Here is a 26,635-nt window from a genome sequence, read left to right on the forward strand (position 1 = left end):
TAAAAATAAATAGGGGTATAGTTTAATGGTAAAACTACGGTCTCCAAAACCGTCAATGTGGGTTCGATTCCTACTACCCCTGCTTCTTATGGCGGTTGTGGCGAAGTGGTTAACGCACCGGATTGTGGTTCCGGCATTCGTGGGTTCGATTCCCATCAGCCGCCCCATTTATTTCATAATAAACGAACTGAATTATTGGGCCATAGCCAAGCGGTAAGGCAACGGTTTTTGGTACCGTCATGCGCTGGTTCGAATCCAGCTGGCCCAGCCACTTATCATTGCGGGAGTAGTTCAGTGGTAGAACACCACCTTGCCAAGGTGGGGGTCGCGGGTTCGAATCCCGTCTCCCGCTCCATACATTCACATATTCAGGATCCATTGAATATGATACAATCATAATTGAATATCTTATGGCGGCATAGCCAAGAGGTAAGGCAGAGGACTGCAACTCCTTTATCACCGGTTCGATTCCGGTTGCCGCCTCCATAAGATTATTTGCCGGTGTGGCGGAATTGGCAGACGCGCACGACTCAAAATCGTGTTCCTCACGGAGTGCCGGTTCGACCCCGGCCACCGGTACTACATATTCGCATAAGGACGGTATCTAGCGACGACTAGGTATCGTCTTTTTTGCGTTTAATGCAGCGTGAAATGGTCGTGTGCCCATACGTGTGAACGTTAAGCCCCGTTTTCCTAAATCCAAAGGAAGGCGGGGCTTTTTGTATGCGCAAAAATCGACGGGATAATCGTCTCTCACCATACGAAATAGAAACCGTGGAAAGGACGCTAAAAGGCACGGAGATACCGTTTGACGTAGCTTTACGGAAATTCTTAGCCGACGGAGAACGGAAAGCGCTTCGAGAGTTCACGCTTCATTACTATCAAAAAGAATGCGAAGATTTTCGACGTTACTTAGTTCGATTTGAGAAATCGTTAGATTTAAACCTAGTCGTACGTAAGGACATCGACGATTACATTGACGATATGAAGCATGAACGTCAGTTAAAGGTAGGAACGATCAACACGAAACTACGAGCAATCCGCACGTTATTCAACTTCCTGGATGACGGAAAGTACATCGACAATAATCCGATGCGGAAGTATCCGTTGTTAAAGGATAGGAAAGCGAATATTGAGACATTTAACCTCACGCAGTTAAAGAAACTCTTAAACTCTCCCGACCTCCGAACTTTTACGGGGCAACGGGATTACACATACTTGCTCTTATTAGTGGAGACGGGGTTAAGGCTTAATGAAGTCGCAGGGGTACTCGTAGAAGACGTGAAGTTAAGCGAAGGACAAATATTCGTCAGGAATACAAAGAACCACTTACACCGTTATGTACCGATACAATCGAAAATGAAAGAGCAGTTAAGTCGGTATCTAAAGATAAGAGGAACTTGTGAGACGGATCATCTATTCGTGACTATCGATGAAACGAGAATGACTCGGAACGCATTACAAAGGTTGGTTGCTATTCACGGAAAGAGAGCGGGGATTAAAGGAGTTCGATGCAGCCCGCACACGTTACGTCACACTTTTGCGAAGTTATCCGTGATGAACGGAGCAGGCATATTCGAGCTACAAAAGATTCTCGGTCACTCTTCGATGGAAATGGTTCGAGTTTACGTGAATCTATTCAGTAGCGAAGTTTCAGAAAAGCATAAGAGTTTCTCGCCATTGAAGGACTTAGATATCTAATAAGACATAAAAAAAGGGCGCAATCGCCGACGATGTGGACTTGCCACATGCCAACGATATACACCACTAGCCTACGTGTAGTATATCGAAAGAACAGCCGATAGTCAAATTCGGCAGGTCTGTCCATTTATTAGAACGTTTGTTCGGTAGGTGCGTCTCATTAGAGGAGGCAGCACGGTATGGATTACGTTACAATCGATTTTACAGAGCTAGCGGAATACGCTACCTTCACGTCTAGCAACGAAATGGACGAGGAGATATACGAGCATATCGCACGTTTAGAAGCAGACGAGCTTCCCGATTCCGTTATCGAGGTACTACGCTTCTTCGGGCGATCCAGCTTGCGCTTACTAGGCGTTAGTTTCGCGAAGTACCAAACGATAGCTGATAGCGTGGGAATTAGTAAGAGGACGGTGATCCGAGCAGTAAAGAAACTCGAAGAATACGGGGTAATCGATAAGTTGCCAACCGTCAAGAAATGGCGAGGGAACTCTCGTAAAAAGTCCGTTAATGTTATACGTATTCTATCGGCGGCACGTCAGGGTGACACCTCAATAGAGGACGAGGAGAGTACGCCACAAGAGCACTCGGAGCCGATCGAGGCTTCCGAACCATCTAAGTCTAATCATATCAAAAAGCACGTACTAGATACGGCGGAGTCATTGAAAAACTCGATCCCTACGTCCATTTACGAGGTGATGACTCCGTTCTTTAACGTCGAGGAGTTGTACGAGGTAGTCGGGGTATTGTACCGATCCAAAGCGTCTATTGACCGTACTATTCACGTTGAGGATCACGAGGAATATGCAGAGGCGTTTCTATCGTGTGTGAGACGTTACAAAGCGGGGAAAGTGCGGAATCTCAAAAACTATCTTTACCGTGCCTGGGCGAAGGTTAGTCGAGGTATCTATTTGCATCGAATGGCTGACGTGTATTAACGCCTAACCTCCGTTTTTGACACCCTAGCACTATCGAAAATGACAGTACGGCGGTGTCGGAAACGATAGAGGAACTATACTGTGGGTTAACTAGACTGTGAGTGAACTAAACTGTACTACATTAGAGCGCAGGGAAATCTCGCTAACGCTCGGCATAACCTTACTCCGTAAGAACATGCAAATGGAAGGATTAACGCTAAGACCGAAAAAGTAATGAGCGCGAATTATAGAGTCGGAAAACTCGAAGGTTTACTAGGATACGTTTAAGTCGAGTTAAGCGTTATATACGTTGTACTCGTTAAGGAGCGTGTTAACGTAGGGATAACGTTGTAAGGGAACTCGAATGTGTAACGAGAATAACACTTTATCGAAGTAACGTATGAAAGAACATATGGAAGAAACTCGGCATAAAACGGGGATTCAAACGTTTACAGACCGGGGTTCCCGTTACCCGTCGTTACACGTATATTCGATACACACGGGGTAAACAAACGCATAAAGAGCGGGCAACGTATTCACGAGACGAGCACCTCCGAAATATCGAGGGGTGTACGGTTATCTGAACGAAAAAGAGCCGAGGGTTTTACGCCTCAGCCGATTCCTTCCGTTTATTCAGTTCCTTGTATAGCAGCGCTTTACTAACTCCCGTTTCTTTCGTTATCTCCGTAACCGTGTGCGTTTCTGCATCGTATAACTCTAGTGCCTTCCGAACCTTCTCGGGGTTCGCCTTTGGCCGTCCACCTTTGCGTCCTCTTGCTCTAGCAGACTCTAAACCTGCGGTTGTTCGTTCGCGGATCATATCTCGTTCTAGTTCCGCCATAACGCCGATCATTCCGAACATGGCCTTCCCCATCGGAGTGCGAGTATCGAGTTGTTCCTGGAGACTAACAAGTTCCACGTCGTTCTCTTTTAACGTGTGAGCGATATCTTGCAGTTGTTTCTGCGATCTTGCTAGTCTATCGAGTTTGTAGACGATTAGGGTATCACCAGGACGTAAGGCGTCTAGACAGCGTGTTAGTTCCGTTCTATCCCACTTACCACCGCTATCTTTTTCCGAGTAGACGCGTTCGGCTCCGGCTTTTTGAAGCGCGTCCTCTTGCAGTTCCAACGACTGATCCTTTGTACTAACTCGAGCGTAACCGATTTTCATATGTAACCCCTCCGTTTTTATTCTACCCTAATCGTACATGAAACGTATGGCGAAGTCAACTAAGAATTTTAGACGAGTTTGTAAACGTGTGAACGAGTTTATAGACGTGGGGAATTTTCGAGTTTAAGGCGTACATAAATCTTTCGTTTTGTAGACGGTATCCGCTTGGTAAAAGTATCGGTTCTCTCGTAGATATAACACGTGAACCTCAATTAATCATAGGTTAAACGCATTAACGGGTGGTAATAGACGGGAGTAAACGGGGAGCTTCTCGGGGAACAAACGTCAACCCGTTCATTATCGTTGTAAGGATCAACGTAATCTATCCGTGTAATAAGCGTTAAGCAAGCCGTGAGGATGCCGTGAAGGACGTATGAGCCACTTTACCGACCGATAAAGCTATCTCTTGATTGGACGTTAAGTAGTTAGGTACACGTATTTTAATAACGACCGACAAGCAGCCGACAAGTTAACGGGGTTAGTAGGGAGGACGTATCGGAACGGAGCTACCTTCGTGTTAAGCGGAGCAACGATGCTCGGCATTGCATACGTAAACTCACGGTGAAGCGAGGGAAGCCAATCGGAGGATCAGCTTGGAGAAGCGAGAATACATACGCGGTCCCCCGGGGGCACACACGCCCGCGCCCGCCGGCCGGGGCTGCGATAATTTGCTACGAAATTTGAGAGGTCGAGGGTTACGGTCTTCCCACGAGGAATAAGCGATTTTGAAAATGTAACACAATTGTAATAAAACCTGTTGAGAACCGTCATGACAACGATTATAAGCACTGACTCGGAAGAAGTGTCAGGGGTTTAGATGATACGGTGGATATACGTTAGCGCAGGGCAATAGATAGACGGAGGAGTCGGTTTTAGCGGACGGGCTCTTCTGTAAAACTCCGAAAAAGAGATTGAAATAACCGAATATACGAATAACAGCGTGGGGCTTCCGAGTCCTGCGCTGTATTTGTATGTAGGTATGCACGTTTAACGAGTCAACGAATTTTAGGGAGGATGATTGTAAATGACGAAAAATCAAGCGCACGTAAAAGAGGTTCAGTCTGTGATTGACTTAGGGCTATCGGAGCAAGACGCTCGTAAGCTCTTTGACGGGATCACGGACGAATTTAACAAGATATACGGAATGGTGGAGGCGAATCAATTCCATACGCGAGTAGGTGAACTACAAAAGAACGATTTACGTGAGTTCCGTAGGATAATTGACGAGGTTGCCGGTGATTACGGTTTGACCTGGCGTGAGGTGAAGTATAACCCTCACCGAGTCAAACGGTGTGAGGTTTGTCAATCATGGTTTTACGTGATGGAACGTAATGGTAAAACGTTAACTTGCGAGCGCTTCGGCACCTTCCGACGCTTCGACTTGACCAAGCGTGAGTATTATTATTGGCACAAAGACGGTAGGAAGTTATCGGAGTGCGCCGTTAAGTACGAGCTATCGAACCGACCTCCTACGGTTAGAAATGTCCAAGAGGAACTGTTCGACCCGGCGCCTGGAAGTGAAGACGTTAAAGGCAACGTGTTTCTGGACCGAGTGGAAGATGCTTATCAAGAGCGAATAAATCCCCACTACAATGAGTGGACGTATTGGCAGCGGTGAAAAATTCGAAAAAGTTTCCGTAAACGCCTAGAAACCCCTGAAACAAAGTAACGTATCATCCTTACTATGGAGGGGTTTTTAGGCGATAATCGAGACTTTCGAATGAACCCGAAAAGGCACCTAATTTGCTCATTTACCCATCGTTTCACATCAGGAATCAAGCGAGCAGGCAAACCAGCCGAGGCACACGGGCTGAAGACAAACGGCAGGCGGAGAAGAAAACCGAGGGAAAACGAAAAAAGTTGAAAAATTTCGTATGAGTAGGGTGTGAGAGACCCGTTTAGTACCACTACCTAGTGAAGGAGAAAAATAAGAAGCCCATCGCGGCTTTTTTTTTTATTGGCTTCGTAGAAGGAAACGAGGCTCTACGACAGGTAATCGAAAGGAGCGAGGTAATATGACAAACGAAACTTTCAAGTTGATTCGTCTCTATCACGGGCAGACTCAACGAGAGTTCGGCGAGGAAATGAACATCGCGGAATCAACGGTAGCAAAGATAGAAACGGGCTTCGCCGTACTCACCGAGAAGAATCGAGCAAAGGTCGTTCGAAAGTTCAACACGGACGATCCCGAGTTTACCGAGTTCTGCAAGCGTATGGGCCGGAGTATGGAACGGTAAACGCGAAGCAAACGGAAACAACGAAAAATCGTGAATTTTACTATTGTATCTAATAGTGGATTTCACGTTTTTAATCGATTGGACGATTGAGCGATAGCGATTGAGGTTGAGGAACGAAGTGACGATAAGGTATTTTAGTCAACGATAGAACGGTCAAACGATTTAACGGTGACTAAGTTCAAACATAGCCGCCTAACGGCGCCAGACAAACTAATAAAGCACGGTAGTAACGTTGAAAAGTTCTCCCGAAAAATAGATAGCATTCGACCTCAACGGTAACAACGGGTGTATCGATGGGGCTATCTAATCGCTCAAAAGGCTTTCAACCGCAAGCAAACGATAGGTCGAGCCATGCTCCGGCCACACTACGAATGGAATGGAGAGGATTGTAATGAATAAATCGATCAGAGCACTAGCAGACGAGGCGAAAAAGCCGTTAGCAGTCGAGAGGGAACCGCAGGTCAATCAAACGGCAGAGCGGCTAGTTCTCGAATGGAACATCGAATTAGGAAAGCACGGCCATACACCGAAACCCAGCGAAAACTTATTTGCGTATCAGACGTTCAAGTTGTGGCAGGAAACGGGCGTCCTCGACTTACCCGTCATCGTTGGAGCGCAACCAGGCTTCGGGAAGTCTACGATGCTATCGGTTTACCTTCGTCATATGGTGCGGAAAAACCCGGATACATTCGGCGCGATCGTTATTAAAGAGCGAATCGAGGATTTAAAAGGGCTAGCCGACGAGATTAACAGAGACGATGAAAATGGAGAGGTAACAAAGTTGAACAATTACGCGTATTTCATCGAGGGATACGACGAAGAACGTATGACTCGGGAGCACTACGAGGAGCAGTTCACGACTCAGGCGCAGTACAACGTCGTCATTATGACAACGAAGCAATTCGAGTTGCAGGCGTTGAAAGACAACCTCGGTACATTCCGACGCTTTAAGGACAGTCGAGGCATGAACCGACCGAGAAGAACGTTGTTAATCGACGAGAAGCCGTCCCTAGTAATCTCTCAACGGCTTTCCTACAACGAGGTAAACGGATTGAAGGCAAAAATACTTCAAGCGAGCCATGAAGCGACAGGGAAACGTCAAAGCTACGTCAACAAAACGTTAGGGGTAATCAACGAGTTGAGCGGTGTTATCGAATCCACGGAGCAAGCAGGACGCTTCAACATGAAACCGATAAAACCGGGCTACATGCTACCGCATAAACTACTCGGTCACTACGGGGAGGTTTTCGGAATAGAAGAGTTGCAAACGTTGAGGGCCTTCGAGAGAGTCATCGGTTACGGCGGAGAAATCAGTGCGATGAACGGGATAGTAGAAATAGTATCAACGTATTACCTTCATTACGACATTACGGAGTTTAACACGTTCATTATGGACGGTACAGGCGACCTTGACCCCGAGTACATCGGTAGAGACTTCAATTTGTTTATGCCAATCGAGAAGCCCGATCTATCGAACGTGACGTTTCATATCTGTAAGCAGTACGGAATGTCAAAGACGTCTATTCGGAGCAATTCCGACGCATTAGACAACCTCGCAGATGAATGTAAACATATCCTCCAGGAAACCGAGGGGAAAACGTTGATAGTTACGAATAAAGAGTTTGTTCAAGGCCTGGAAAGCCGTATCGATCAGAACGAGTGTGACGTTGTCTTTAAGCATTACGACGGCGGACGAGGTACAAACGGCTTCGCAGACGTTGACAACGCTATCTATATCGGAGTGCTCAACAAAGGATCATCGTACTACGCGACAGCAGCACAAGCGGTAGCAGGCGATAGGCTAGGCGAGGAGCTCGATAATCAACAAGAGAAGCTGCGGGGAAGATATCAATTTAACGACGATAGAGTCGAAGAGTATAAGAGTCTCGACATCGCGGTCGGCATGGCTCAGGAAACACACCGATTAAGAGCGAATAAGAAGCAAAACGACGTCAATATCTACGTTTTCTACAATGACGACCGAACTATCGATCATATAACGGAAGCGTATGGAGGGGCGACGGTTAAGGAGTACAAAACATTGAACCGCATAATCGGCAAGAAGACTACCGCCGATCTTATCGTAGATTACTTCGCAGAAATGCCCGAAAATGAGGAAATTAAAGGCTCGAGAGTATATAAGGAGTTGGAGATTGACGGTAGTACGTTCCGGAAGGCGATTAATAACGACCGGGTCCGAGAAGCTATGAAGCAGTACGGAATCGAGAAGGTCAAAACGAAATTCGTTAAAAAGGGATAGGCCGATAATACTCCCGCCGACCGTATCACAACGGAAGTGAGAGGCGAATAGGCACGATCAACAATACACAACGATTGGAGGTAACGGAATGGACGCAGCAAAGGTAAACGCGTTAGGAAACGTCTTAATTGGACTAGCGATTCTTCAACAGACGAATAAAACCTACGTAAACCACGAAGTAACCGAAGTCACAAAGTTACTCGAAAAGGAAATCGGAATCAAAAAATAACGGAATGGAGTGGATCGGAATGAGAGACGAAATTGTACTAAAGAGGATAATCGAAACGCTTGATCGGATGGATCGGAAGCTAACGGAGGTCGACGTCGACAAGCTATCGGAGCAAACGGAAGGCAATACGGACGAGCAATTAAGCCGGATGCTTCCGGGAGGCGGTTCAAGGTGAATGATGAACGGCAGCTAATAGGAACGAAACTAAAAACGGAGTCGACCGCCGGCAAGCAAATCGACTCCGAGATAATTACGCTGAACCCCAGTATAAGCGAAATATCCACCGAGGTCAAAACCGACCAGGCGGTGTTTGTCGATGGATAACTCACTATGGCGGTTAGAGCCGGGGTACATCGCAGGTTACACCGAAGACCGTGAATTGATCCGCAGAATTAAACGACACAAAAAGCATTGGCCGATTATGGCGGACTATATCTATAACGACCGTTTAACCGCCATTCAGTTCAAGATACCCGCCGATGAACGTCGGCAAGCGGAAAGAATGTTAGGTACAAAAATGGAGAAATGAGCGTTTCTAAGCCGTTCTCATGCGTTCATGGGCAAACATTCGCGGGCGTTAATTGGAACGGCTGAGAATCGCTATCTATACAAAATTCCTGTCAAATACACGTAGTTTTAAAGGAGTGTCGGAATGAACGAACTAGTAAACGTAACGATTGAACCGAAACCCGAACGCAAGAAGCATGAGCCGGTGGAACCGTGGGAGAAATCATCGGATATACGGGTCTACAATCTCCACGAGCAACCGTCGGAAGCTATCGAGGCGAACGGGTTAGCACACTTGCAGAAGAAGTTGAGTAGAAATGACGATTAGGTGCTTTATTCATCCGTAAATCAAATAGACTCCCCTTTATAAGGGAGGATTTTAAAAATAACTGGTTGAGCCAAAGGCGAAATTATTCCTTCTCAAGACGCTTTTGCTCACATTCTTCGCAGAGAATAGTGCCGTTCGGAGAGTAAAACTTTCGATTGCAGTCTTCACATCTCATATAATCACTCCTTAGAAATTCTTGTTACCTCTATTGTAACATATTCTTCCATCTGGTAATCATTACGAGGAGTGTAAGGGTTCTTATTTATATTCAATTTATCAAGGGGAGGTGTCAGGGTTGTTTCGTAAAAAGGGAAATATCGAAGAAGTGAACGAAGAGGCGGACGGAAAGGTACTCGTTAATATTCAAGTCGATCGGATCAACCGGAAGGAACGAGAGGTTCGGATCAAGCTATTCGATAGAGGACGAGAAGAGAACGTATTCAAGGCGGATTATGTTTCGAGGCAAAGCGAAGCATATGCCTTCTACTCCGCACAAGAAATCGTGAAGAGATTCACCCGCGAAAATGACTACGTGATAGACGTAGAAACGACGAACGTTGAACTACCAACAATACAAACATTAACGAATAAAAGGAGTCGGTAATAATGGAGCAATACAAACGAGATAACGATAAGGCAGTACGTAAGTTTAGGAATGACGTCGAGAAAATCGAGGGGAGCAGCGATCCGCGTTATAAGGACGCGCAATTCAAGGCCGAGGCGATCCGAGAGAAACGCAAAGAGCTAGAGGACGTTGTTAGCGATAGGAACGCTAAGTACGCCCAGGAAGCGCAGGCTTTACTCGAGCAACGGGAGCAGGAAGCAGCGAGAAGTTACTTCAAACCCTCCTCCAACGACAAGCAATTTGTGGAGTCCGTTTTAGATGAGTTCACGGCTAGTGTGGCGCTTGCATACGGTGATAGGCAACAACGGGAGGCATTCGACTCGCTCGAGGGTAGATTCGAACACATGACACCCGAGCAGTTAAACGAGGTTCGTAAGCAGTTGCCGAAGGTTTTACAGAACGTCAATGACGAGGGAACAGTTAAAAAGCTACGTCAGGTTAACTCGTTTCTATCGGACTTACGAACTCCCGAGCAGGAAGCGTTAGAAGAAGCGCAGGAAGCCGTAACGCTAAAACCCGACGCAGCGTACAGACGGTTAACCTTTACGCATCCGGCATTCACCGACCACAAGGGCAACCGAAGCAATAAGACTCTCTTGTAAACCGCAAATGTCGGGAGAAATCGGCGCTCTACGCAAAAGAACGCTCAACCTAATGCAAAACGGCGGGGTTTCGGAACATTCCCCGCCAATTTTAATTAAAAAGAAAAGGAGCGATTCGATGATTAGTCGATGGAACGAGCAAACAGAAGTCACATACAAGACGGAAACTGTGTACTCTACGGAAGAGTTCGTACAATTACGGGACGGCATCGAGCAGCAAGGCGGGAGAGTAATCGAGACAATCGCGTTGAGGAGAGGACAAGGGGTTAGCTTAAGAATCGAGCTCAGTTATTTTAATGTTTAGAAATTTCGAATAATTTAGGTGAATTAGGAGAAATCTATTAAAATTAGAATTGAATAATGTTACAATACAGGAAGTATATGAATTTTTTTCCAGGGAGAGGGGCAATTTCATGGAGATAGAATCTTTCAGACATTGCTATCATGGAACTACAAATGTTTATGCAGAAGATATAATGGGCAATATAGATATAAATAGAGGACGCTATTACACGGACTTCGGACAAGGGTTTTATCTTACGACATGTTATGAACAAGCTGTAAGACAAGCAAAGCGAAGAACTGAAGATGCTATCGGTGATAGCGTTGCCCCAGCACTGGTGAAAGTTGAGCTGAATACTGATTTATTAACCGAATTGTTCGAACATACTCTAGGATTTGTATTTGAAGAAGCGAACGATGAATGGGCTGAGTTTGTATACGCTTGCAGAGTAGCGGGGAAATACGAAAACATCGTACTCCATGACTATGAGTTTGTGATTGGTCCCGTAGCGGATGGGTTTATGGGCAGGTCCATTAGGCTTTTCGAGCGAAATCAATTGACTAAAGAACAATTCAGAGATAGTATCAAACCAAGTGGAAACTTGAAAAATCAAATTTCCTTTCATACTGAGCGTTCATTGAGCACTATAATGAGTAAGGAGGTTGTTCAAATTGAATTCTCGTCCCTTTAATATCGAAGAGATTGACAAAGAATTTGTGGCGGAAATATTGATGATTTTGTATCATAAGTACGGAATAGATGAGAAATATGTACAGAACCAAAGGTATCTCTTTAATCGCATGATAGAAGATCCGGAGTATTTTTATCATCATGACGAGCTATACTGGGCCGAGGTGCTTTTTAATAAATATTATGCTGCCACAGTTGAATATTCTCGTTAAATCCACTCTCCAAGTTAAGAGTGGGTTTTTTTTATGGAAAAAGAAGGAATACTCGGAAACTTGTCGAATAATACTCCGATCAACTAAAAAGGAGTGTTTTACGTGAACAAAACCCGCGAGCTTATTATCCTCGAAATTACCGGCAAGGAGCGATTTAGAATCGAGAAGATCGACAAGCTACCCGACGATGAACGGATCATCCACTTAATCGACCGCAAACGTATAGACGACGATGGAATCCCCGAGACGCTGCAATTCCTTCAATCGGATATCCCGCTGATCCAGGACGCCTCAATCCGTTCTTTCCTATTCCGTCACCTACGATTGATTCACTCGGGGTTTTACGACGAGTAGAGAAGCAAAAAGGCGAGCTATTAAGCCCGCCTTTCCCTTTTATTGAAGTTGAATAGTCTCGGAAACACTTCCGAACATGCCTTCTTGTGCTTCAACTGCTAAGTCCTCAGCCTCGGCAATCTCCGGTGCTACGTCGAATACGACTTTACCGGACATTTCAGAGCCCGGATTAAGTTGCTCCATGAAGAACGAGTTTTGAATCGTTCCGTCTTCGCCTTGATTAGCGGACATGCTAGCTGCCGTATCGGCTTCGAATGTAGTTTCGCCTTGCTTCAATTTGAAATACGATCCATCGACCGTTACGGCTTCGTCCCCGTTATTAACGGCAGTAACGTCAAGAACAATAAATTCTCCGTTAGCTTCCTCGGGTAATGAACTAGGACCGACCTCTTTAGCCGTTGACTTCTCGTTAATCGTGTAAGTCATTGCGCCTACCTCGACAGTATCACCGATTGAGTACGTGGTCTCTTCTTCTTCGCTGGACCCCTCGGAGCTTTCAGTTTCGTTGTTTCCACCTTCGGATTGTGTAGACGTGGTTTCTTCGTCGCCACCTCCGCTTACTAAGGCAATAATCACGATTAAAGCGATAATTCCGATAAAACCGAGACACCCGACTTTGAAAAATTTCTTCATGCTTTCTCCCCCTTATGTATTAGTGCTTAATGCTCCTTCCCCATAATATCCAATAACAGGTAATATTTCCATAGTTTTCATAAAAAACTTCAGCTTCGAGATGAATTTTTCGTGAACGCGCGGGAGATTCTCGACTAACGGGTGTTTTGGTGGTAGTTTAATAGATTCCGTGCAGAGAAACGCCGTACAAGCGAATTAGATACGGGAGGACGGGGGTCAGTCCGTTTCATTTCGTCAGAGAGCGATTCTCGTTAAACATTCGCCAATCTCTTGCAAGAACACGGTGAGGCCCGTATAATGAACGTTAGGAAAACGGGTTTTACGTGTCGTACGCTATGTAACCCGTCTAATTTGCGGATAAATGAACGGTGTGCCCATCGTGAAGGGATTCGAGACAACGATAATCGCAGAGGCTACTTCTTATGCGACTCAAAATCGTGTTCCTCACGGAGTGCCGGTTCGACCCCGGCCACCGGTACTAAATAGCTTGAATGAAAGACGATATCTACTTCATGTAGATATCGTCTTTTTGCGTAATTTCCTAATCATATAGGGACTCTTCCATTCTAGTACACTTTTTTTTGCTTACATCCCCGAACGTTATACACTGGATATCGTAAGAAAGAATCTCTCTCCATTTGAATATTTCAGGAGGAAATGCTGAATCTAAACAGGTGGTTCCATTCCCGATGGATTAGGGAATGGGAGGAGTACGGATCGTTATTGAAGGAGGAGGATGGCAATGAAGATCGTAGTCACAGGTGCAACAGATGGCATTGGTCTGGCGACAGTAAAACGACTCGTTAAGGAAGGGCATGAGGTGCTTCTGCACGGCCGCAGTGAAGAGAAACTGGCTGACGTAGCCAACGAGCTGGGGGATGAGCAGATCGAGCAGTATGTGGCTGATTTGTCTTCTCCGAGTGAGGTAAGAAGGTTGGCAAAGGAAGTCGCAGCCAAACATGATTCCCTGGACGTTCTAATCAACAATGCAGGCGTCTACAATGCGTCGGAGCCTGTCACGGCCGAGGGACTGGACATTCGCTTTGCTGTGAATACATTGGCTCCCTATGAGCTGACAAAAGCACTCCTTCCGCTTATGGATGCTTCAAGCCGTATCGTGAACTTATCGTCGGCTGCGCAGTCGACGGTGGATGAGCAGGCTCTTTACGGGAAGAAGAAGCTTGCAGACGGAGAGGCGTATGCGCAGAGTAAGCTGGCGCTGACGATGTGGACGTATGAAATGGCCCGGCGGGTGGAGCCTGTTGTGGTTGCTGTGAATCCTATGTCCCTCCTGGGCAGCAAAATGGTGAAAAAGGCTTTCGGAACAGAAGGACGCGATATCAACATTGGTGCAGATATTTTGTGCCGGGCGGCTTTGTCCGAGGAATTTGCGGATGCCTCAGGGCAATATTATGATAACGACATCGGATCGTTCGGTGAACCGCATCCGGATGCGCGTAACCTGGATAAGTGTGAAGCTCTCGTCAAACAGTTGGAAGAGATGGCAGCGAGGGTATAAGTAACAGGTGTCCGCCGTGAAGCCGGGCACCTGTTCTATTCTCTCGTTTTCTTCTTGGTAGAAACGGGTATACCTATGGACAGAGAATGTGAAGGAGGAATAAACGTGGGTCAAAACGCAGATTTAATTCACCACTATACAGAGTTTGCTACATTTGAAGCCGAAGGGCTGCAAAAAGGGGAAATTGATTTCCCTGAGTTTGAGAAGGTCTTGAATGACTACATATTGAGCCAGCCGAAAGAGACGATGGAATTCAAGGAGTGCTGGGTGTATAAAGAGCAGGATGGACTGCGGACGGTACGTGTGGATTTTTATGATCACAATTTGAAAAATGATATCCGTCTGTGGGGATCCCGAAATCCAGAGGATGGCCAGGTGAAAAGCCTGAACGTGGATGCTTTGGATGTGTCGACGAACGAAGTGGTTTATGAACGTAAGCTGATGTAAGGGAAAAGAATGCCGATGCTGTCATGAAGGCCGCATCGGTTTTTTATATGCGGATGAAGGACAATCATGCCTCTTTAGGAATAAAAAGGGGGGATAGATGGATAGAATAGTAATGGGTGATAAATATGACGAATTCTACACTTTTTCCTACACTGTTGTTCTTTCTATTTCTATTGTTCTCGTTCGGACTTATTTTTTCAAGTCGCCGTCAGGCTGAAGAAAAGCAGCTGGTTGAAAAGGAAGTGTCCAAGAAGGCGCTGGCTGAAAAGCTTCACAGCGAATTGTCCAAGTATGGGCTGCATCCACAGCAGTACTATCAGGAAGGGGAATTCATAATCGATATGGCTTTTCCTGAGTTGAAAATTGCGATCGAAGCTGTGGAGCACGAGTATTTGGTGTCTCCCGATGAGTGGGAGATGGAATGGGAAAGGGATGCCTTTTTGAAAAATCACGGGTGGACCGTCCTGAGGTTCAGTGCGGCACGTATTGAAGAGGATATTTCGAGGATTGCGGAGAAAATCAGCAGGGAGCTGGCCGGACGGCATCATGCAGGATCTTGAATAAGAAGAAGAGATCGAGTCAGAGAGGCCTCTGGCTTTTTCTTTTTGTTAAAAAGGTCAGAATCTTTGATACAATGGAGAGGGTCCTGTTTCTGTGGGAAACAGGCAGGAGGGTGAGTACTTGGTAAAGGAAGGTTTTATGACAGCTATGGAAGATAACTTGACTAGATTAACGATAGAAGGAAAAGAATATATTCTGATCGGCACGGCTCACGTCTCCAGACAAAGTGCGGAGCAGGTAAAGCAGGTCATTGAACAGGAACAGCCGGATGCTGTCTGTGTGGAGCTGGACGAACAGCGCTACCAGTCCATCAGGGACGGAGACCGGTGGAAGAATACGGACATCTTTGAAGTGATTAAAAGTAAAAAAGCGACGCTGTTATTAGTGAACCTCGCTGTTTCATCGTTCCAAAAGCGGATGGCGAAGCAGTTTGGCATTCAGCCGGGTCAGGAAATGATCCAGGGAATTGAATCTGCAGAAGACACAGGGGCAGAGCTGGTGCTCGCCGACCGGAACATCCAGGTGACATTCTCCCGGATCTGGGGCAATCTTGGCTGGAGTGGAAAGTCGAAGCTCTTAATGTCGATTTTCTACGGCATTTTCAGCAATGACAAAATTTCTGAGGAAGAGCTGGAGAAAATGAAGTCCCAGGATATGCTGGATGGCATGCTTCAGGATTTGACCGATCATTTCCCAGACTTGAAGAAGCCGTTGATTGATGAGCGGGATCAGTACCTGGCTCAGAAAATCAAGGATGCGCCCGGAGAGAAAGTGGTTGCCGTGCTCGGAGCGGCTCACGTGCCCGGGATTAAGAAAGAGATTTATAACGATCATGATTTGAAAGCGTTGAAAAAGCGGCCGCTTAAATCAAAAGCGCCCAAAATCATCGGGTGGTCGATCCCGATATTAATTTTATCGATTATTTTATATACATTCCTCTCCAATCCAGCCGCGGGTACCCAGCAGACAATCAGCTGGATCCTTTGGAACGGGTCGTTTTCAGCGATAGGAGCAGCGGCAGCCTTGGCACACCCGCTCGCAGTTGTGGCCGCATTTCTACTTGCGCCGATTACATCGCTGAATCCTCTGCTTGCAGCCGGCTGGTTTGCCGGGATTGTACAAGCCTATTTCCGACGGCCGAATGTGGGGGATTTTGAATCCCTTTCCGAAGATGTCACGACGGTAAAAGGCTTCTGGCAGAACAAAGTAACGAGAATTCTGCTTGTAGTCGTGCTTGCGAATCTGGGAAGTACGCTTGGGACAGTCATTGGTGGAGCTGATGTGATCCGCTTATTTATTGAAAACCTGTAAAAGAGAAGTCTAAGACAGACTTCTCTTTTTTTATGCTCATTTACAGTATTTTCAACGAATGTTACAATTAGATGACATGAGTTTGTCGGAATAATATAAATTCAGAGAAAATATGGGCAATAAGGAATGAGAGGATATGAGCAGGTTTATAAAGGGCACATCAATTCTTGGGATTGCTCTCCTTGGTTTTGGTGTGTGGCAGCTGACAGAGATGGATCGGGAGAATCATGGGGAGACGGAAAGCGCCCAGACGATCATTCAACAGGATCAAAGCTATGAGAAGGTTTTTATTGAACAGGAAGAGGAAACAGAGGAGAACCGTCCGGATTATGAGCGCGTGGATAATCAGATGCTCCGGACGATTGAAGACAATGACGAGATGAAAGAACTCGTGTCCGGCCTTGGTAAAGGGGTAACGGATGATTTGAATGATCTGGAAGCGGAAACGGAAGAGCAGTGGAAAACGATTGAAAAAGATACAAAGCAGAAGAAGCAGATGTTGAAGCGGTTGATTGAGCTTACGGATGATAAGAAGATTGAGCAGATTGCTTCCAGTGCTGAGTCCAAACTGGACCGGATGATGGAGGACAAGAAAATCGACTTTTATAAGGAAGCTGTCCTTTCCTTCCAATTGATTTCTGAGCGGTTGTCTTGAGAGTGGCTGTCAGGTGAGAGCGAGTCTCCTCACGTTTTGTCGAAATCGTAAATCATTTGAATGATTCATCATCAATGACATGGTAATTTTTGTTTATTTTGCTGTTTTTCAGTTTTTTATGGAGATAAAACGGGGATGTGGAGAATGTAAAACAAATAAGGAGGTTCTTCATTTATGTCCATTGCTGTAAAAGATAGGTTGAGTACAGACAAGCTTAGTAAACTGAGAACGGCCGCTGTTTTGGAGTTTACCGAGGAAATCTTCGAGTCAGACAATTACCGCTGCCTGGAAGTTCTGGATTCGGATCAGCAGCACCTGTTTATTGTGAACAGAAATGACCGCACGCTGACAGCCTTAAGCTTATCGCCGGATATGTCATTGAAAAAGGAAACGTTGTTTGCGGATAAAATCATTTCTATGAAGGAGTACTTCGACGAATACAGCCTCAATGAAAATACACCTCCTAGAAAAATTGAAATCGTATTTATGGAAAACCGGACAGTGCTCATTGAACCTGTCAGTTCCATGGAGCAGGATGAGGAGTACAAGAAAAATGATGTCGCTGCTCAAGTGAATGAGGATTTTGAAAACTTGATCGCTGCTTTGAAGAACACGTTGATTCTATAAGTCAGACGGAGGAAGAGCCATTAAAATGGCTCTTCTTTTTATTTGGCCTGCATAAAGCCGGCACGTCCGGGGACAATAAGAAGACTCCGGCATTACATGCGCCAGAATACCTCTCCAGATGCAGCTTTCCTCCCGCACACATCCTCGTCCATCAGGATTGTGGAGGTGATTGTGATGAATACAACCGATCTGTTTGAGCTGTTTAAACTCTTCATTGACTCCCTGCATTTCACCGCTTTTCTCGTATTTTCCATCATCTACGTCTTCCAGCATAAGCAGAAGGATTAGTTCCAGGCGGACTGCTTTCCCCGGCAGTCTGCTTTTATATGTATAAAAAAGAGACCATCCGGGTATAGTAGGCCTATCAGGCTTTTAAACTATGACCCCATAACATTGTAAAGCTGCTATTAAGATTTCGACAAAAAAACGTAAAAATCATGTTGCATCGATAGAATTCGGATGTTATCATAACAAATATAGATGAGGGAAGTTGTACGGACAACTCAGCTCTTCATATGCGGGTGTAGTTTAGTGGTAAAACCTCAGCCTTCCAAGCTGATGATGAGGGTTCGATTCCCTTCACCCGCTCCATTCACTATTGTGATGCAATTATTTTTTATACTTATGTGAACCAACGCAGTGTTTCGTTAAATGGGTAACGAAGCATTGCGTTTTTTAATGCGGAAAAATGGATACAACCTATAATAGAACGAAGACAGGAGGATGTCGGAATGAAAAAACTTCAAACGATGCTGAAGCAGATCGACGGTAAGAGTTACAAAGGATATAAGCAGATTCAAGGGACGTACAGTTTCGAGGATTATACGCTTCATATAGACTATGTGCAGGGAGATCCATTTGCGGCTCCATCGAAAATCAGGATTCAGGTGCCTCAGAGCAGACGCCCTGTTCCTGCCGAATATAAAGAGACGAAGAGTCGAAAAACGTACGCAGAAGATGCCTTTGCCAGAGCGGCAGCGGATACGATTAAGAAAACCCAGTTCAGTGTGAAGGGCTCAGGAAAAAGCGGAATGGTCGCCATCGATCAGCCGGGCCAGGAAATTTTAGAACGGACTGCGGTCACCCTGATGCCTGAAGATATCATCATCTGCCTGACCGTGGGCCTGCCCGCAAATGGCCGGCGCATCAATGGAAAGCAGGCGGAAAAGCTGTTTTTCTCTGTGATTCCGGAAATGCTGAAGCAGTCTGTGTTTACTGTCAAAGACAGCGAGCTGGAGGAAGTTTGTCAGCTTGCCGATCAGCACGATGCCCTTTTAGAGGCGATGCGTGAAAACGGCTGGATGTCCTTCGTGGCAGACGGGGCGGTTCTTCCAAGGGAGAGCGGAGTGAGCCAGCGCCCGATGAAAAAAGCCGTTCCTTTTGAGAGCCCTGAGGAAAACCGCGTCTCAATCACGATTCCCCATCGTCAGGAGCCGTTGACAGGGATGGCCTTGAAAAAGGGGATTGTCCTCATCGTCGGTGGTGGGTACCATGGTAAAAGTACCCTCTTGAATGCCATCGAGCGTGGGGTGTATCCTCACATTAAAGGGGATGGACGTGAATATGTCCTGACAGATCCGGACAGTGTGAAAGTAAGAGCGGAAGACGGACGTCAGGTCACCAAGGTGGATATTTCGCCGTTTATTAAAAATCTTCCGCACGGAACGGACACGACGGCTTTTTCTACGGAAAACGCAAGCGGCAGTACCTCCCAGGCGGCCAACGTTATGGAGGCGCTTGAGGCGGGGGCACGCACACTGCTGATCGATGAAGATACGAGTGCCACCAACTTCATGATCCGTGATGAACGGATGCAGGAGCTTGTCGTAAAGGAAAAAGAACCGATCACACCGTTCATTGATAAAATCAGACAGATGAGAGACGATCTTGATGTTTCTACGATTCTCGTCATGGGAGGTTCCGGCGACTACTTCCAGGCAGCGGATGACGTTATCATGATGGATCAGTATGTCCCGGTCAACGTCACGCAGAAAGCGAAAGAGATTGCCGCGAAGTATCCGTCAGAAAGACAATCAGCCGGGGAAGAACACTTCGGCAGCGTTCCACAGCGTGCCTTTCTTCCGAATACGCTGCAGACGAGAAAAGGAAAAAAGGAAAAAGTGCAGGCTAAAGGGCTGTTCAAGCTGCTGATGGGTCATGAAGATATCGATCTTTCCGGTGTAGAACAACTGGTCGATGCCTCACAGACACGTCTGATTGCTGATGTCCTTCTGCATCTCGATAAAAAAGGCCGGCTGAAGACTGAGCAGAGTCTGCCGGCACTTCTGGATCAGATTGAAAAGCAGCTGGACACGAAAGGCCTCGCTTCCTTCGGTCCGTTTAAAGACCAGCATCCAGGGGAGCTGGCGAGACCAAGAAGATTTGAAATCGCAGCAGCTATGAACCGGATTCGGACAGCTGCCGTGAAAGATATTCGTTAGAAAGGAGAACGTCCGGGTGGATTTTCATCAGTTTAAAGAAGAAGTGATCACCTACAGCAGAGAAATCGGCATCGATAAAATCGGATTTGCTTCTGCTGATGTGTTCGGAGAATTGAAAGCCCGTTTGAAACGCCAGCAGGAACTCGGATACCAGTCCGGTTTCGAAAAGGGGGAGGTGGACGAGCGGACCGAGCCCGGCCGCCTTCTGCCGGGCGCGCAGTCGATTATTTCCATTGCTCTTGCGTATCCTTCAAAAATGAAAGATGCCCCGCGCAGTGTGAAGGGAGAACGGCGGGGGATTTTCTGCCGGGCCTCCTGGGGACAGGACTATCATGATGTGCTGCGGGACCGGCTGCACAAGCTCGGTGCTTTTATAAAAGAGAGGTTTCCGGAAGTGGAACTGAAATCCATGGTGGATACAGGGGAGCTCTCTGATCGTGCTGTAGCGGAGCGTGCAGGGATTGGATTCAGTGGAAAAAATTGTGCCGTGATCACTCCGGAGTTTGGTTCATATGTATATTTAGGAGAACTTGTAACGAATATTCCTTTTGCTCCTGATGAGCCGGTGGATGACAGCTGTGGCGACTGCAACATTTGTGTGGACGCCTGCCCGACCGGAGCCCTCGTCCAGGGCGGCCAGTTGAATGCTCAGCGCTGTATCGCCTTTTTAACGCAGACGAAGGGTTTTCTGCCTGATGAGTTCCGCACAGTGATTGGCAACCGTCTCTATGGCTGCGATACGTGCCAGACCGTCTGTCCAAAGAACCGGAAGAAAGATTTTCATAATCATGAAGAATTCGAGCCGGATCCGGAGGTTGTCAAGCCGAAGCTTACACCGCTCCTGTCCATTTCCAACCGGGAGTTCAAAGAGAAATTCGGGTTCATTTCCGGCTCGTGGCGGGGCAAAAAGCCGATTCAGCGGAATGCGATTCTGGCGCTGGCTCATTACCGTGACGAAACGTCCGTTGATGAACTGATCCGATTAATGAATCACGACCCGAGGCCGGTCATACGCGGAACCGCCGCGTGGGGACTCGGGAAAATCGGCCGTTCCGATTGTTTTGAGGCCATTGAGAAAGCGATGGAAAAGGAAGAAGATGAACAGGTCTTATATGAAATGGAAAAAGGGCTGCAATTTCAAACGTAATCAACTCCTGTACCTTTTCAATCCACTAGAGCTCTAGTATAATAGAAAAAACTGTTAATAAAGAAGGGGTTGGCTATGAACCATCATTCTTTTCTATATTACGACACGTTTCAAACTCCTTTAGGGGCTATGACTGTCCTGGCCAATGATGAAGGAGTCTGCCGCATTGATTTTGGTCATCATGAAGATCGACTTCCAGCCTATCAATCTTGGAAAAGGAAGCATTTTCTAAAAGGTGAACTGGTTTATGACCCCGATCATTCATTGATTGTTCAGACAGAAAAAGAACTGCAGGAATACTTCCAGGGAATCCGCACAGCGTTTGATGTTCCGCTCAACTGTTACGGAACAGATTTCCAGCGGAAAGTGTGGAAGACACTGCTTCACCAGATCCCATTTGGTGAAACGCGCTCCTACAAGGATGTAGCCTTAGCGCTGCACTCTCCGCAGGCGATCCGTGCTGTCGGAGGGGCCGTGAATAAAAACCCTTTCTCTGTCATTGTGCCATGCCACCGTGTCATTGGAAGCAACGGAAAGCTCGTCGGTTATGCCGGCGGACTGGACAAAAAAGAAAAACTGCTGGATTTCGAAAAACAGCATACAGCTATACAACATTAAAAGTCCCTGCGGGGGCTTTTTTTCATGGCCTCCCCCCCTCTTCATATACTGAAGGAGGGGGGAAGCGGATGAATAGCACGGAGGAAATCAAGCGTTACTGGCAGAAAGTGCTGGACCGGGTTTTCGATCAGGAGGAAGAAGGATGGTTGAAGCGGAAAATGGAGGGCATGGAAGCGCGTGGTCACAAGCTCCAGCGGATGACTTTCCGAATTTATCCTTATCACAGAAAGGCTTATGATCACGTCGTGGATGTTGCTTATGACCTGCATTTGACCATGCTTGTAAAAAGTGGGCGCCATGTTTTTTTGGAAGAAGGGTTCTACACAGGTCGTGGACAGTGGGCCAAAGGGAAGTGGGTGCATCACGAAGTCGTGACGGAGATTCCCGCCTCCGGGGATTCCTCCTTGCCTTTGACATTCGAGATGGGGGAGAGAGAGCCGGTGGATGATCCACGCTTCGACTACAACCGCCGGGAGGCTGTGCGGTATGCGGACCGCTGGTGGGACAGCTACAACCCGGCTTATAAGAAGTTTGAAGTCGATTGCACCAATTACGTTTCCCAATGTCTGCGGGCCGGCGGTGCACCGATGAGGGGAGCCGGGGACCGGACGCGCGGGTGGTGGTACGGGAATGGAACGTGGAGCTACAGCTGGACTGTGGCTCATGCGCTGCGCTGGTACTTAAGCGGATCGCGTAAAGGCTTGAAAGCCGTGGAAGTATCCTCGGCGGATCAGCTCGCGCCGGGGGATGTCATCTGTTATGACTTTCAAGGAAACGGGCGGTATGATCATAATACTTTTGTTGTGAAAAAGGATGCCCAGGGGATGCCTCTGGTCAACGCTCATACATCAAACAGCCGGCACCGCTACTGGGCGTACGAGGACTCTACCGCTTACACGCCGGATATTCAGTATAAATTTTTCAGAATTAAGGGGTGACCGATATGGTATAATGGTCTGGTTGACTACGATTAGACTGAGGTGAAAGTGATGCCTAACCATATTGTCCTTTTCCAGCCGGAAATTCCGGCCAATACCGGAAATATCGGGCGGACCTGTGTGGCGACAAATAGTGTCCTGCATCTGATCCGTCCGCTCGGTTTCTCGACTGATGATAAAATGGTGCGCCGTGCGGGTCTCGATTACTGGCCTAAACTGACGGTCCATTACTATGACTCGATCGAAGAGTTGTATGAGAACTATCCAGAAGGCGAGTTCTACTACATTGAAAACTTCGGAACGAAATCGTACGCTGATTTTGATTTCAGTGATGCAAAAAAAGATCAGCTGTTTGTTTTCGGGCGGGAGAGTGACGGCATACCGAAGGAGCTCTTAACAGGTCTTGAAGACCGCTGCCTCCGGATTCCGATGACCGGCGAAGTCCGCTCGTTGAACTTATCCAATACCGCATCGATCATTTTGTTCAATGCTTTACTGCAGCAGGGGTTTCCGGGATTAATCAAATAAGACATGAAAAAACGCACCCCATCGGGTGCGTTTTTTTACTTTCTTGGCCCTGGCTTCGTATCATATCCAGCTGAGAAGATAGCTGTCAAAAATGCGAGGCAGACGAGAATAATCAAGGTTACATTCATGAATAGTCCTCCTTTTCTAGCCAGACAAGCGTTTCTTTTTTAAGTATACCCCATTTTATTCGAGGTGTGAATGGGCTTACAGTTAATTTTATCCTATCCCTGGTGACAGATGCCTATACGATGGCCGGGCTGGTGACATAGAGTGAAGAGTAGGTGAATAACCACAGGAATGGATAGGAGGAGAACGAGTGAATCAGTATCCATATGCTTATCCTTATGGAATAGAAGAAGACTTCCGGAATGAAGAAGAGCGTTTCTTCTTTTTCGGCCCCTTTGCCGGTGGGTTACTGGGTGGCTTTTTAGGCGGTGCCCTGGCTCCAGGTTTGTACGGAGGATTTGGCGGCGGCGGTTATGGCTATCCACCTCCTTATTACGGACGCCCGCCTTATTATGGAGGCGGAGGCGGAGGTTATTACGGCCGTCCCCCGTACGGAGGTTTCTGGTAATCAATAAATCCCCTTCTCCTGATTCAGGAGAAGGGGATTTTGTTTAGAAGTTCGTTGTGTCGAGTTCTTTTCCTTGGGACTCATAGCCCTGCATGTACTTGATCCGTCGCTGGGCGGAGGTGCTGTTCACTTGTTCATCCGCATGATAGGAGGAGCGGACCATCGGGCCTGCTTCACAGTGCTTGAATCCTTTTTCAAGGGCAATCTGTTTCAGTTCCTCGAATTCATCCGGATGGTAGTAGCGTTCCACGTTCAAGTGTTTTTTCGTCGGCTGCAGGTACTGGCCGATGGTCATGATGTCGACGTTATGAGCAAGCAGATCATCCATCGCTTCGATGATTTCCTCTTTCGTCTCGCCAAGACCGACCATCAGGCTGGACTTCGTCGGTGTATTCGGACGGATTTCCTTCACACGGCGGAGCAGCTCAAGAGAACGGTCATACATGGCGCGTGCACGGACTTTCTTCGTCAGACGGCGGACGGTTTCAATGTTGTGGTTGAAAATATCCGGCTCGCCCTCCATCAAGGTATGCAGGCTTTCATAATCACCTTTCATATCAGAAGGAAGAATTTCCACGGTGCATCCCGGTACCCGGCGGCGGATTGCCTTCACGGTTTCACCGAATACAGCAGCACCGCCGTCGTTCAAGTCATCACGGGCAACCGCTGTAACAACGACGTGTTTCAGTCCCATGATTTCAACGGATTCCGCAACACGCTCCGGCTCGCCCCAGTCAAGTTCGTTCGGCAGCCCGGTCTTAACGGCACAGAAACGGCAACCGCGTGTACATGTATCCCCCAGGATCATGAAGGTAGCGGTTTTCCGTTCACTCCAGCATTCGTGGATGTTCGGGCAGCGGGCTTCCTCGCACACCGTGTTCAATTTCTTCTCGCGCATCAGTTTCTTCAGACCTGTATAGGATTTGTTGGTGTTGATCTTGATTTTCAGCCATTCCGGCTTTCTTATGTATTCCTGGTTTTTACTCACGTTCACCACTCCTTATCCCGCTCAGCGGGCGTAGTTCCATTCATCTGTTTCGTAGCGTTCCCGGGCGATTTTCCTTACCTCGTCCCATTGTTCCTCAGACAGGTGGAAGGGCTCCAGGTGGACATTCAATCCTTGTTCAAATCCTTGTTTAAATGCATGTTTTGTTTCTTCGAAAGAGACAGGCTCTTCGAGGATTTCGTTGACGGCAATGGCTTTGCTGCCGAAAGCTTTGCGGGCTCTTTCCTTGATGCGTTCATTTTTGTAAACAAACATATCAAAAAGCTTCCCATCATCCACTTCAATCGGGATGGACCCGTGCTGCAGGATGATGCCGCGTTTTCTAGTCTGTGCACTTCCCGCCGCTTTTTTTCCATCGACAATCAATTCATACCAGGACGGTTCTTCAAAACAGACAGCTGACCCGTTCACATCCAGCCTGCCTTCAGGAACAGCAAAGTCTGCATCAATGTTCAGGTTCCTGAACCCTTCAAGCAGGCCCTTGGAAATGACGAGATAGGCTTCTTTCACGGAATCCGGCATGTCCTCGTGTTTTTCCGATACGATGACACTATATGTAAGTTCATGGTCATGTAATACCGCACGGCCGCCCGTTTGACGGCGGACGAGCTGATACCCATGCTTTTGAACGCCATCCAAGTCAATTTTTCCTTTCACTTTTTGAAAATAACCAACAGACAGCCCGGCAGGTTCCCAGCCGTAAAAACGCAGAACAGGCGGGATGGACCCTTCCCGGTGCCAATTCATAAGGGCCTCGTCCAGTGCCATGTTGATGGCAGGTGTACAATGGCCTGAATCGACAAAGTACCATGTTTCCATATGCAGTCCTTCTTTCTTTTTGAGTGAGTACTTTATCAAAGTAAAATAGTCAAAACAATTCTAACAATCGGACAAGGGCATGTCAAAATATAGTAAATCCTTCTTCCGGGAATTTATTAGGACTTTAGGCTGAAGAATTTACAGCCTCAGATTCGGTATATGACTATATAATGAGAAGAGGAGGGATTATGATGAATCAAACCTTGCTGTCCAGCGTGCTTTTTTTAATCAGTGCATCCATCTGGGCCATCCTTGCTATTTTTTACGACGATTACCGCTGGCTGAATTTATTCTTATTTATTTTGTTCCTCGTTATGGGACTTGCCAAAAGGAAAAGCTATATGGAAGGGAAAGATGTGGAAGAGGACGGAGATTGATTCCGTCCTCTTTTTTCATAAATGACGGGCAGCGGCATAGGTTTAATTAGAGGGGCTGTCCTTCTACCCTGCAGGGTGCAGGTCAAAATGACGTAAAATCACTGGATAGGCAACACCGCAAGGGGACAAGTCGAACGGGTTCGTTGTTGTAGTTGTAAGGTTCCTGCAGCTCTTTCATGATGGATGTTTTGGTTCTTTGCACAGGCTAGTCGGGACTGACCAAGCCGCTTCCACATTTCTTTTTTTGTAGTCCAGCTCCGGCACCCAGATGCTCGAGACATAAGTCAATGATCTCCGTGAAGAAAGAACGCTTCACTG

At 46.9% G+C, this 26,635-nt stretch carries 30 protein-coding genes and 7 tRNA genes; 33 read left to right on the plus strand and 4 right to left on the minus strand.

What is annotated here, in order from left to right:
* The first annotated feature begins 11 nt into the window (after positions 1-11).
* From ACXAGL_RS12240 to ACXAGL_RS12275, 8 genes are all read left to right on the plus strand, one after another.
* A tRNA-Trp gene (locus tag ACXAGL_RS12240) sits at positions 12-82 on the plus strand.
* A gap of 9 nt (positions 83-91) precedes the next feature.
* Positions 92-167: transfer RNA gene (locus tag ACXAGL_RS12245), tRNA-His, on the plus strand.
* Positions 168-196: 29 nt separating this feature from the next.
* Positions 197-271 (plus strand) — tRNA-Gln (locus tag ACXAGL_RS12250).
* A 9-nt stretch (positions 272-280) separates the two neighbouring features.
* Positions 281-355 (plus strand) — tRNA-Gly (locus tag ACXAGL_RS12255).
* A 57-nt stretch (positions 356-412) separates the two neighbouring features.
* Positions 413-486 (plus strand) — tRNA-Cys (locus tag ACXAGL_RS12260).
* A gap of 11 nt (positions 487-497) precedes the next feature.
* A tRNA-Leu gene (locus tag ACXAGL_RS12265) sits at positions 498-579 on the plus strand.
* 144 nt (positions 580-723) lie between these two features.
* Complete coding sequence (locus ACXAGL_RS12270; RefSeq protein ID WP_474991275.1) at positions 724-1,701, plus strand: tyrosine-type recombinase/integrase; 978 nt, start codon at positions 724-726, stop codon at positions 1,699-1,701.
* A gap of 179 nt (positions 1,702-1,880) precedes the next feature.
* Positions 1,881-2,639: a helix-turn-helix domain-containing protein gene (locus tag ACXAGL_RS12275; protein ID WP_474991276.1), complete on the plus strand. Its 759-nt coding sequence runs from the start codon at positions 1,881-1,883 to the stop codon at positions 2,637-2,639.
* Positions 2,640-3,222: 583 nt separating this feature from the next.
* On the opposite strand, the gene ACXAGL_RS12280 is transcribed toward ACXAGL_RS12275, so the two are convergent.
* On the minus strand, positions 3,223-3,789 hold the full coding sequence (locus ACXAGL_RS12280; protein WP_474991277.1) for a recombinase family protein: 567 nt from the start codon (positions 3,787-3,789) through the stop codon (positions 3,223-3,225).
* A 1,024-nt stretch (positions 3,790-4,813) separates the two neighbouring features.
* Between ACXAGL_RS12280 and ACXAGL_RS12285 the strand changes: the two genes are divergently transcribed.
* The 11 genes from ACXAGL_RS12285 to ACXAGL_RS12335 all read left to right on the plus strand — a co-directional run bounded on the left by ACXAGL_RS12285 (position 4,814) and on the right by ACXAGL_RS12335 (position 12,116).
* On the plus strand, positions 4,814-5,407 hold the full coding sequence (locus ACXAGL_RS12285) for a hypothetical protein (RefSeq protein WP_474991278.1): 594 nt from the start codon (positions 4,814-4,816) through the stop codon (positions 5,405-5,407).
* Positions 5,408-5,804: 397 nt separating this feature from the next.
* Entirely contained in the window at positions 5,805-6,026 is a 222-nt protein-coding gene (locus ACXAGL_RS12290; protein WP_474991279.1) for a helix-turn-helix domain-containing protein, read from the plus strand.
* 391 nt (positions 6,027-6,417) lie between these two features.
* Positions 6,418-8,286, plus strand: a complete 1,869-nt coding sequence (locus tag ACXAGL_RS12295) for a hypothetical protein (protein WP_474991280.1) — start codon at positions 6,418-6,420, stop codon at positions 8,284-8,286.
* An 88-nt stretch (positions 8,287-8,374) separates the two neighbouring features.
* Entirely contained in the window at positions 8,375-8,515 is a 141-nt protein-coding gene (locus ACXAGL_RS12300; protein WP_474991281.1) for a hypothetical protein, read from the plus strand.
* Positions 8,516-8,686: 171 nt separating this feature from the next.
* Positions 8,687-8,839 (plus strand): hypothetical protein, encoded by a 153-nt coding sequence (locus ACXAGL_RS12305; RefSeq protein WP_474991282.1) that lies wholly within the window; start codon positions 8,687-8,689, stop codon positions 8,837-8,839.
* Positions 8,832-9,044 carry a hypothetical protein gene (locus tag ACXAGL_RS12310; protein ID WP_474991283.1) on the plus strand — a complete coding sequence of 71 codons (213 nt, stop codon included), beginning with the start codon at positions 8,832-8,834 and terminating at the stop codon, positions 9,042-9,044. Before ACXAGL_RS12305 ends, ACXAGL_RS12310 begins: the two co-directional genes overlap by 8 nt.
* 123 nt (positions 9,045-9,167) lie before the next feature.
* Complete coding sequence (locus ACXAGL_RS12315) at positions 9,168-9,350, plus strand: hypothetical protein (protein ID WP_474991284.1); 183 nt, start codon at positions 9,168-9,170, stop codon at positions 9,348-9,350.
* Positions 9,351-9,645: 295 nt separating this feature from the next.
* Positions 9,646-9,954, plus strand: coding sequence for a hypothetical protein (locus ACXAGL_RS12320; protein ID WP_474991285.1), 309 nt, complete (start codon positions 9,646-9,648; stop codon positions 9,952-9,954).
* 2 nt (positions 9,955-9,956) lie between these two features.
* The gene (locus tag ACXAGL_RS12325) at positions 9,957-10,577 is read left to right on the plus strand and encodes a hypothetical protein (RefSeq protein WP_474991286.1); all 621 of its coding nucleotides are present in this window, start codon (positions 9,957-9,959) and stop codon (positions 10,575-10,577) included.
* A 413-nt stretch (positions 10,578-10,990) separates the two neighbouring features.
* Complete coding sequence (locus ACXAGL_RS12330; RefSeq protein ID WP_474991287.1) at positions 10,991-11,551, plus strand: DUF3990 domain-containing protein; 561 nt, start codon at positions 10,991-10,993, stop codon at positions 11,549-11,551.
* Between the two features lie 313 nt (positions 11,552-11,864).
* Positions 11,865-12,116, plus strand: a complete 252-nt coding sequence (locus ACXAGL_RS12335; RefSeq protein WP_474991288.1) for a hypothetical protein — start codon at positions 11,865-11,867, stop codon at positions 12,114-12,116.
* Positions 12,117-12,155: 39 nt separating this feature from the next.
* On the opposite strand, the gene ACXAGL_RS12340 is transcribed toward ACXAGL_RS12335, so the two are convergent.
* Complete coding sequence (locus ACXAGL_RS12340) at positions 12,156-12,749, minus strand: DUF4352 domain-containing protein (RefSeq protein WP_474991289.1); 594 nt, start codon at positions 12,747-12,749, stop codon at positions 12,156-12,158.
* A 742-nt stretch (positions 12,750-13,491) separates the two neighbouring features.
* On the opposite strand from ACXAGL_RS12340, the gene ACXAGL_RS12345 reads away from it, so the two are divergent.
* The 13 genes from ACXAGL_RS12345 (at position 13,492) to ACXAGL_RS12405 (ending at position 24,115) form a co-directional block, all read left to right on the plus strand.
* Positions 13,492-14,268 carry an SDR family NAD(P)-dependent oxidoreductase gene (locus ACXAGL_RS12345; protein WP_474991290.1) on the plus strand — a complete coding sequence of 259 codons (777 nt, stop codon included), beginning with the start codon at positions 13,492-13,494 and terminating at the stop codon, positions 14,266-14,268.
* A 105-nt stretch (positions 14,269-14,373) separates the two neighbouring features.
* Positions 14,374-14,715, plus strand: a complete 342-nt coding sequence (locus ACXAGL_RS12350) for a hypothetical protein (RefSeq protein WP_474991291.1) — start codon at positions 14,374-14,376, stop codon at positions 14,713-14,715.
* Positions 14,716-14,840: 125 nt separating this feature from the next.
* The gene (locus tag ACXAGL_RS12355) at positions 14,841-15,275 is read left to right on the plus strand and encodes an endonuclease domain-containing protein (RefSeq protein WP_281659255.1); all 435 of its coding nucleotides are present in this window, start codon (positions 14,841-14,843) and stop codon (positions 15,273-15,275) included.
* A 139-nt stretch (positions 15,276-15,414) separates the two neighbouring features.
* On the plus strand, positions 15,415-16,587 hold the full coding sequence (locus ACXAGL_RS12360) for a TraB/GumN family protein (protein ID WP_474992373.1): 1,173 nt from the start codon (positions 15,415-15,417) through the stop codon (positions 16,585-16,587).
* 136 nt (positions 16,588-16,723) lie between these two features.
* Positions 16,724-17,242, plus strand: coding sequence for a hypothetical protein (locus tag ACXAGL_RS12365; protein ID WP_474967703.1), 519 nt, complete (start codon positions 16,724-16,726; stop codon positions 17,240-17,242).
* Positions 17,243-17,416: 174 nt separating this feature from the next.
* Positions 17,417-17,869 carry a hypothetical protein gene (locus tag ACXAGL_RS12370; protein WP_474967704.1) on the plus strand — a complete coding sequence of 151 codons (453 nt, stop codon included), beginning with the start codon at positions 17,417-17,419 and terminating at the stop codon, positions 17,867-17,869.
* Between the two features lie 517 nt (positions 17,870-18,386).
* Positions 18,387-18,460: transfer RNA gene (locus tag ACXAGL_RS12375), tRNA-Gly, on the plus strand.
* 140 nt (positions 18,461-18,600) lie between these two features.
* The gene (locus ACXAGL_RS12380) at positions 18,601-20,310 is read left to right on the plus strand and encodes an ABC-ATPase domain-containing protein (protein WP_474991292.1); all 1,710 of its coding nucleotides are present in this window, start codon (positions 18,601-18,603) and stop codon (positions 20,308-20,310) included.
* A 16-nt stretch (positions 20,311-20,326) separates the two neighbouring features.
* Positions 20,327-21,457 carry a tRNA epoxyqueuosine(34) reductase QueG gene (gene queG / locus ACXAGL_RS12385; protein WP_474971910.1) on the plus strand — a complete coding sequence of 377 codons (1,131 nt, stop codon included), beginning with the start codon at positions 20,327-20,329 and terminating at the stop codon, positions 21,455-21,457.
* Between the two features lie 75 nt (positions 21,458-21,532).
* Complete coding sequence (locus ACXAGL_RS12390) at positions 21,533-22,075, plus strand: methylated-DNA--[protein]-cysteine S-methyltransferase (protein ID WP_027956636.1); 543 nt, start codon at positions 21,533-21,535, stop codon at positions 22,073-22,075.
* Positions 22,076-22,143: 68 nt separating this feature from the next.
* Entirely contained in the window at positions 22,144-23,013 is an 870-nt protein-coding gene (locus ACXAGL_RS12395) for an amidase domain-containing protein (protein WP_474991293.1), read from the plus strand.
* Between the two features lie 51 nt (positions 23,014-23,064).
* Complete coding sequence (locus ACXAGL_RS12400) at positions 23,065-23,541, plus strand: tRNA (cytidine(34)-2'-O)-methyltransferase (RefSeq protein ID WP_474967708.1); 477 nt, start codon at positions 23,065-23,067, stop codon at positions 23,539-23,541.
* Positions 23,542-23,857: 316 nt separating this feature from the next.
* On the plus strand, positions 23,858-24,115 hold the full coding sequence (locus ACXAGL_RS12405; RefSeq protein WP_206936089.1) for a hypothetical protein: 258 nt from the start codon (positions 23,858-23,860) through the stop codon (positions 24,113-24,115).
* 43 nt (positions 24,116-24,158) lie between these two features.
* Here ACXAGL_RS12405 and lipA read toward each other — a convergent pair whose 3' ends face one another.
* Entirely contained in the window at positions 24,159-25,103 is a 945-nt protein-coding gene (lipA, locus tag ACXAGL_RS12410) for a lipoyl synthase (protein ID WP_027956632.1), read from the minus strand.
* A gap of 21 nt (positions 25,104-25,124) precedes the next feature.
* On the minus strand, positions 25,125-25,940 hold the full coding sequence (locus ACXAGL_RS12415) for a lipoate--protein ligase family protein (protein ID WP_474991294.1): 816 nt from the start codon (positions 25,938-25,940) through the stop codon (positions 25,125-25,127).
* A gap of 191 nt (positions 25,941-26,131) precedes the next feature.
* Between ACXAGL_RS12415 and ACXAGL_RS12420 the strand changes: the two genes are divergently transcribed.
* Positions 26,132-26,317: a hypothetical protein gene (locus ACXAGL_RS12420; protein ID WP_027956630.1), complete on the plus strand. Its 186-nt coding sequence runs from the start codon at positions 26,132-26,134 to the stop codon at positions 26,315-26,317.
* Positions 26,318-26,635 lie beyond the last annotated feature (318 nt).

Source organism: Halobacillus sp. ABA4_118 (assembly GCF_056160205.1).

Excerpts from the sequence above, each read along its gene's own strand:
- ACXAGL_RS12315 (WP_474991284.1), top strand. The coding sequence starts at position 9,168 with ATGAACGAACTAGTAAACGTAACGATTGAACCGAAACCCGAACGCAAG.
- ACXAGL_RS12370 (WP_474967704.1), top strand. The coding sequence starts at position 17,417 with ATGTCCATTGCTGTAAAAGATAGGTTGAGTACAGACAAGCTTAGTAAA.
- ACXAGL_RS12310 (WP_474991283.1), top strand. The coding sequence starts at position 8,832 with ATGGATAACTCACTATGGCGGTTAGAGCCGGGGTACATCGCAGGTTAC.
- ACXAGL_RS12330 (WP_474991287.1), top strand. The coding sequence starts at position 10,991 with ATGGAGATAGAATCTTTCAGACATTGCTATCATGGAACTACAAATGTT.
- ACXAGL_RS12420 (WP_027956630.1), top strand. The coding sequence starts at position 26,132 with ATGAATCAAACCTTGCTGTCCAGCGTGCTTTTTTTAATCAGTGCATCC.
- ACXAGL_RS12275 (WP_474991276.1), top strand. The coding sequence starts at position 1,881 with ATGGATTACGTTACAATCGATTTTACAGAGCTAGCGGAATACGCTACC.
- ACXAGL_RS12340 (WP_474991289.1), bottom strand. The coding sequence starts at position 12,749 with ATGAAGAAATTTTTCAAAGTCGGGTGTCTCGGTTTTATCGGAATTATC.
- ACXAGL_RS12355 (WP_281659255.1), top strand. The coding sequence starts at position 14,841 with ATGACGAATTCTACACTTTTTCCTACACTGTTGTTCTTTCTATTTCTA.
- ACXAGL_RS12360 (WP_474992373.1), top strand. The coding sequence starts at position 15,415 with ATGACAGCTATGGAAGATAACTTGACTAGATTAACGATAGAAGGAAAA.
- ACXAGL_RS12345 (WP_474991290.1), top strand. The coding sequence starts at position 13,492 with ATGAAGATCGTAGTCACAGGTGCAACAGATGGCATTGGTCTGGCGACA.
- ACXAGL_RS12280 (WP_474991277.1), bottom strand. The coding sequence starts at position 3,789 with ATGAAAATCGGTTACGCTCGAGTTAGTACAAAGGATCAGTCGTTGGAA.
- ACXAGL_RS12300 (WP_474991281.1), top strand. The coding sequence starts at position 8,375 with ATGGACGCAGCAAAGGTAAACGCGTTAGGAAACGTCTTAATTGGACTA.
- ACXAGL_RS12415 (WP_474991294.1), bottom strand. The coding sequence starts at position 25,940 with ATGGAAACATGGTACTTTGTCGATTCAGGCCATTGTACACCTGCCATC.
- ACXAGL_RS12295 (WP_474991280.1), top strand. The coding sequence starts at position 6,418 with ATGAATAAATCGATCAGAGCACTAGCAGACGAGGCGAAAAAGCCGTTA.
- ACXAGL_RS12395 (WP_474991293.1), top strand. The coding sequence starts at position 22,144 with ATGAATAGCACGGAGGAAATCAAGCGTTACTGGCAGAAAGTGCTGGAC.
- ACXAGL_RS12325 (WP_474991286.1), top strand. The coding sequence starts at position 9,957 with ATGGAGCAATACAAACGAGATAACGATAAGGCAGTACGTAAGTTTAGG.
- ACXAGL_RS12270 (WP_474991275.1), top strand. The coding sequence starts at position 724 with ATGCGCAAAAATCGACGGGATAATCGTCTCTCACCATACGAAATAGAA.
- ACXAGL_RS12365 (WP_474967703.1), top strand. The coding sequence starts at position 16,724 with ATGAGCAGGTTTATAAAGGGCACATCAATTCTTGGGATTGCTCTCCTT.
- ACXAGL_RS12380 (WP_474991292.1), top strand. The coding sequence starts at position 18,601 with ATGAAAAAACTTCAAACGATGCTGAAGCAGATCGACGGTAAGAGTTAC.
- ACXAGL_RS12290 (WP_474991279.1), top strand. The coding sequence starts at position 5,805 with ATGACAAACGAAACTTTCAAGTTGATTCGTCTCTATCACGGGCAGACT.
- ACXAGL_RS12400 (WP_474967708.1), top strand. The coding sequence starts at position 23,065 with ATGCCTAACCATATTGTCCTTTTCCAGCCGGAAATTCCGGCCAATACC.
- ACXAGL_RS12285 (WP_474991278.1), top strand. The coding sequence starts at position 4,814 with ATGACGAAAAATCAAGCGCACGTAAAAGAGGTTCAGTCTGTGATTGAC.
- ACXAGL_RS12390 (WP_027956636.1), top strand. The coding sequence starts at position 21,533 with ATGAACCATCATTCTTTTCTATATTACGACACGTTTCAAACTCCTTTA.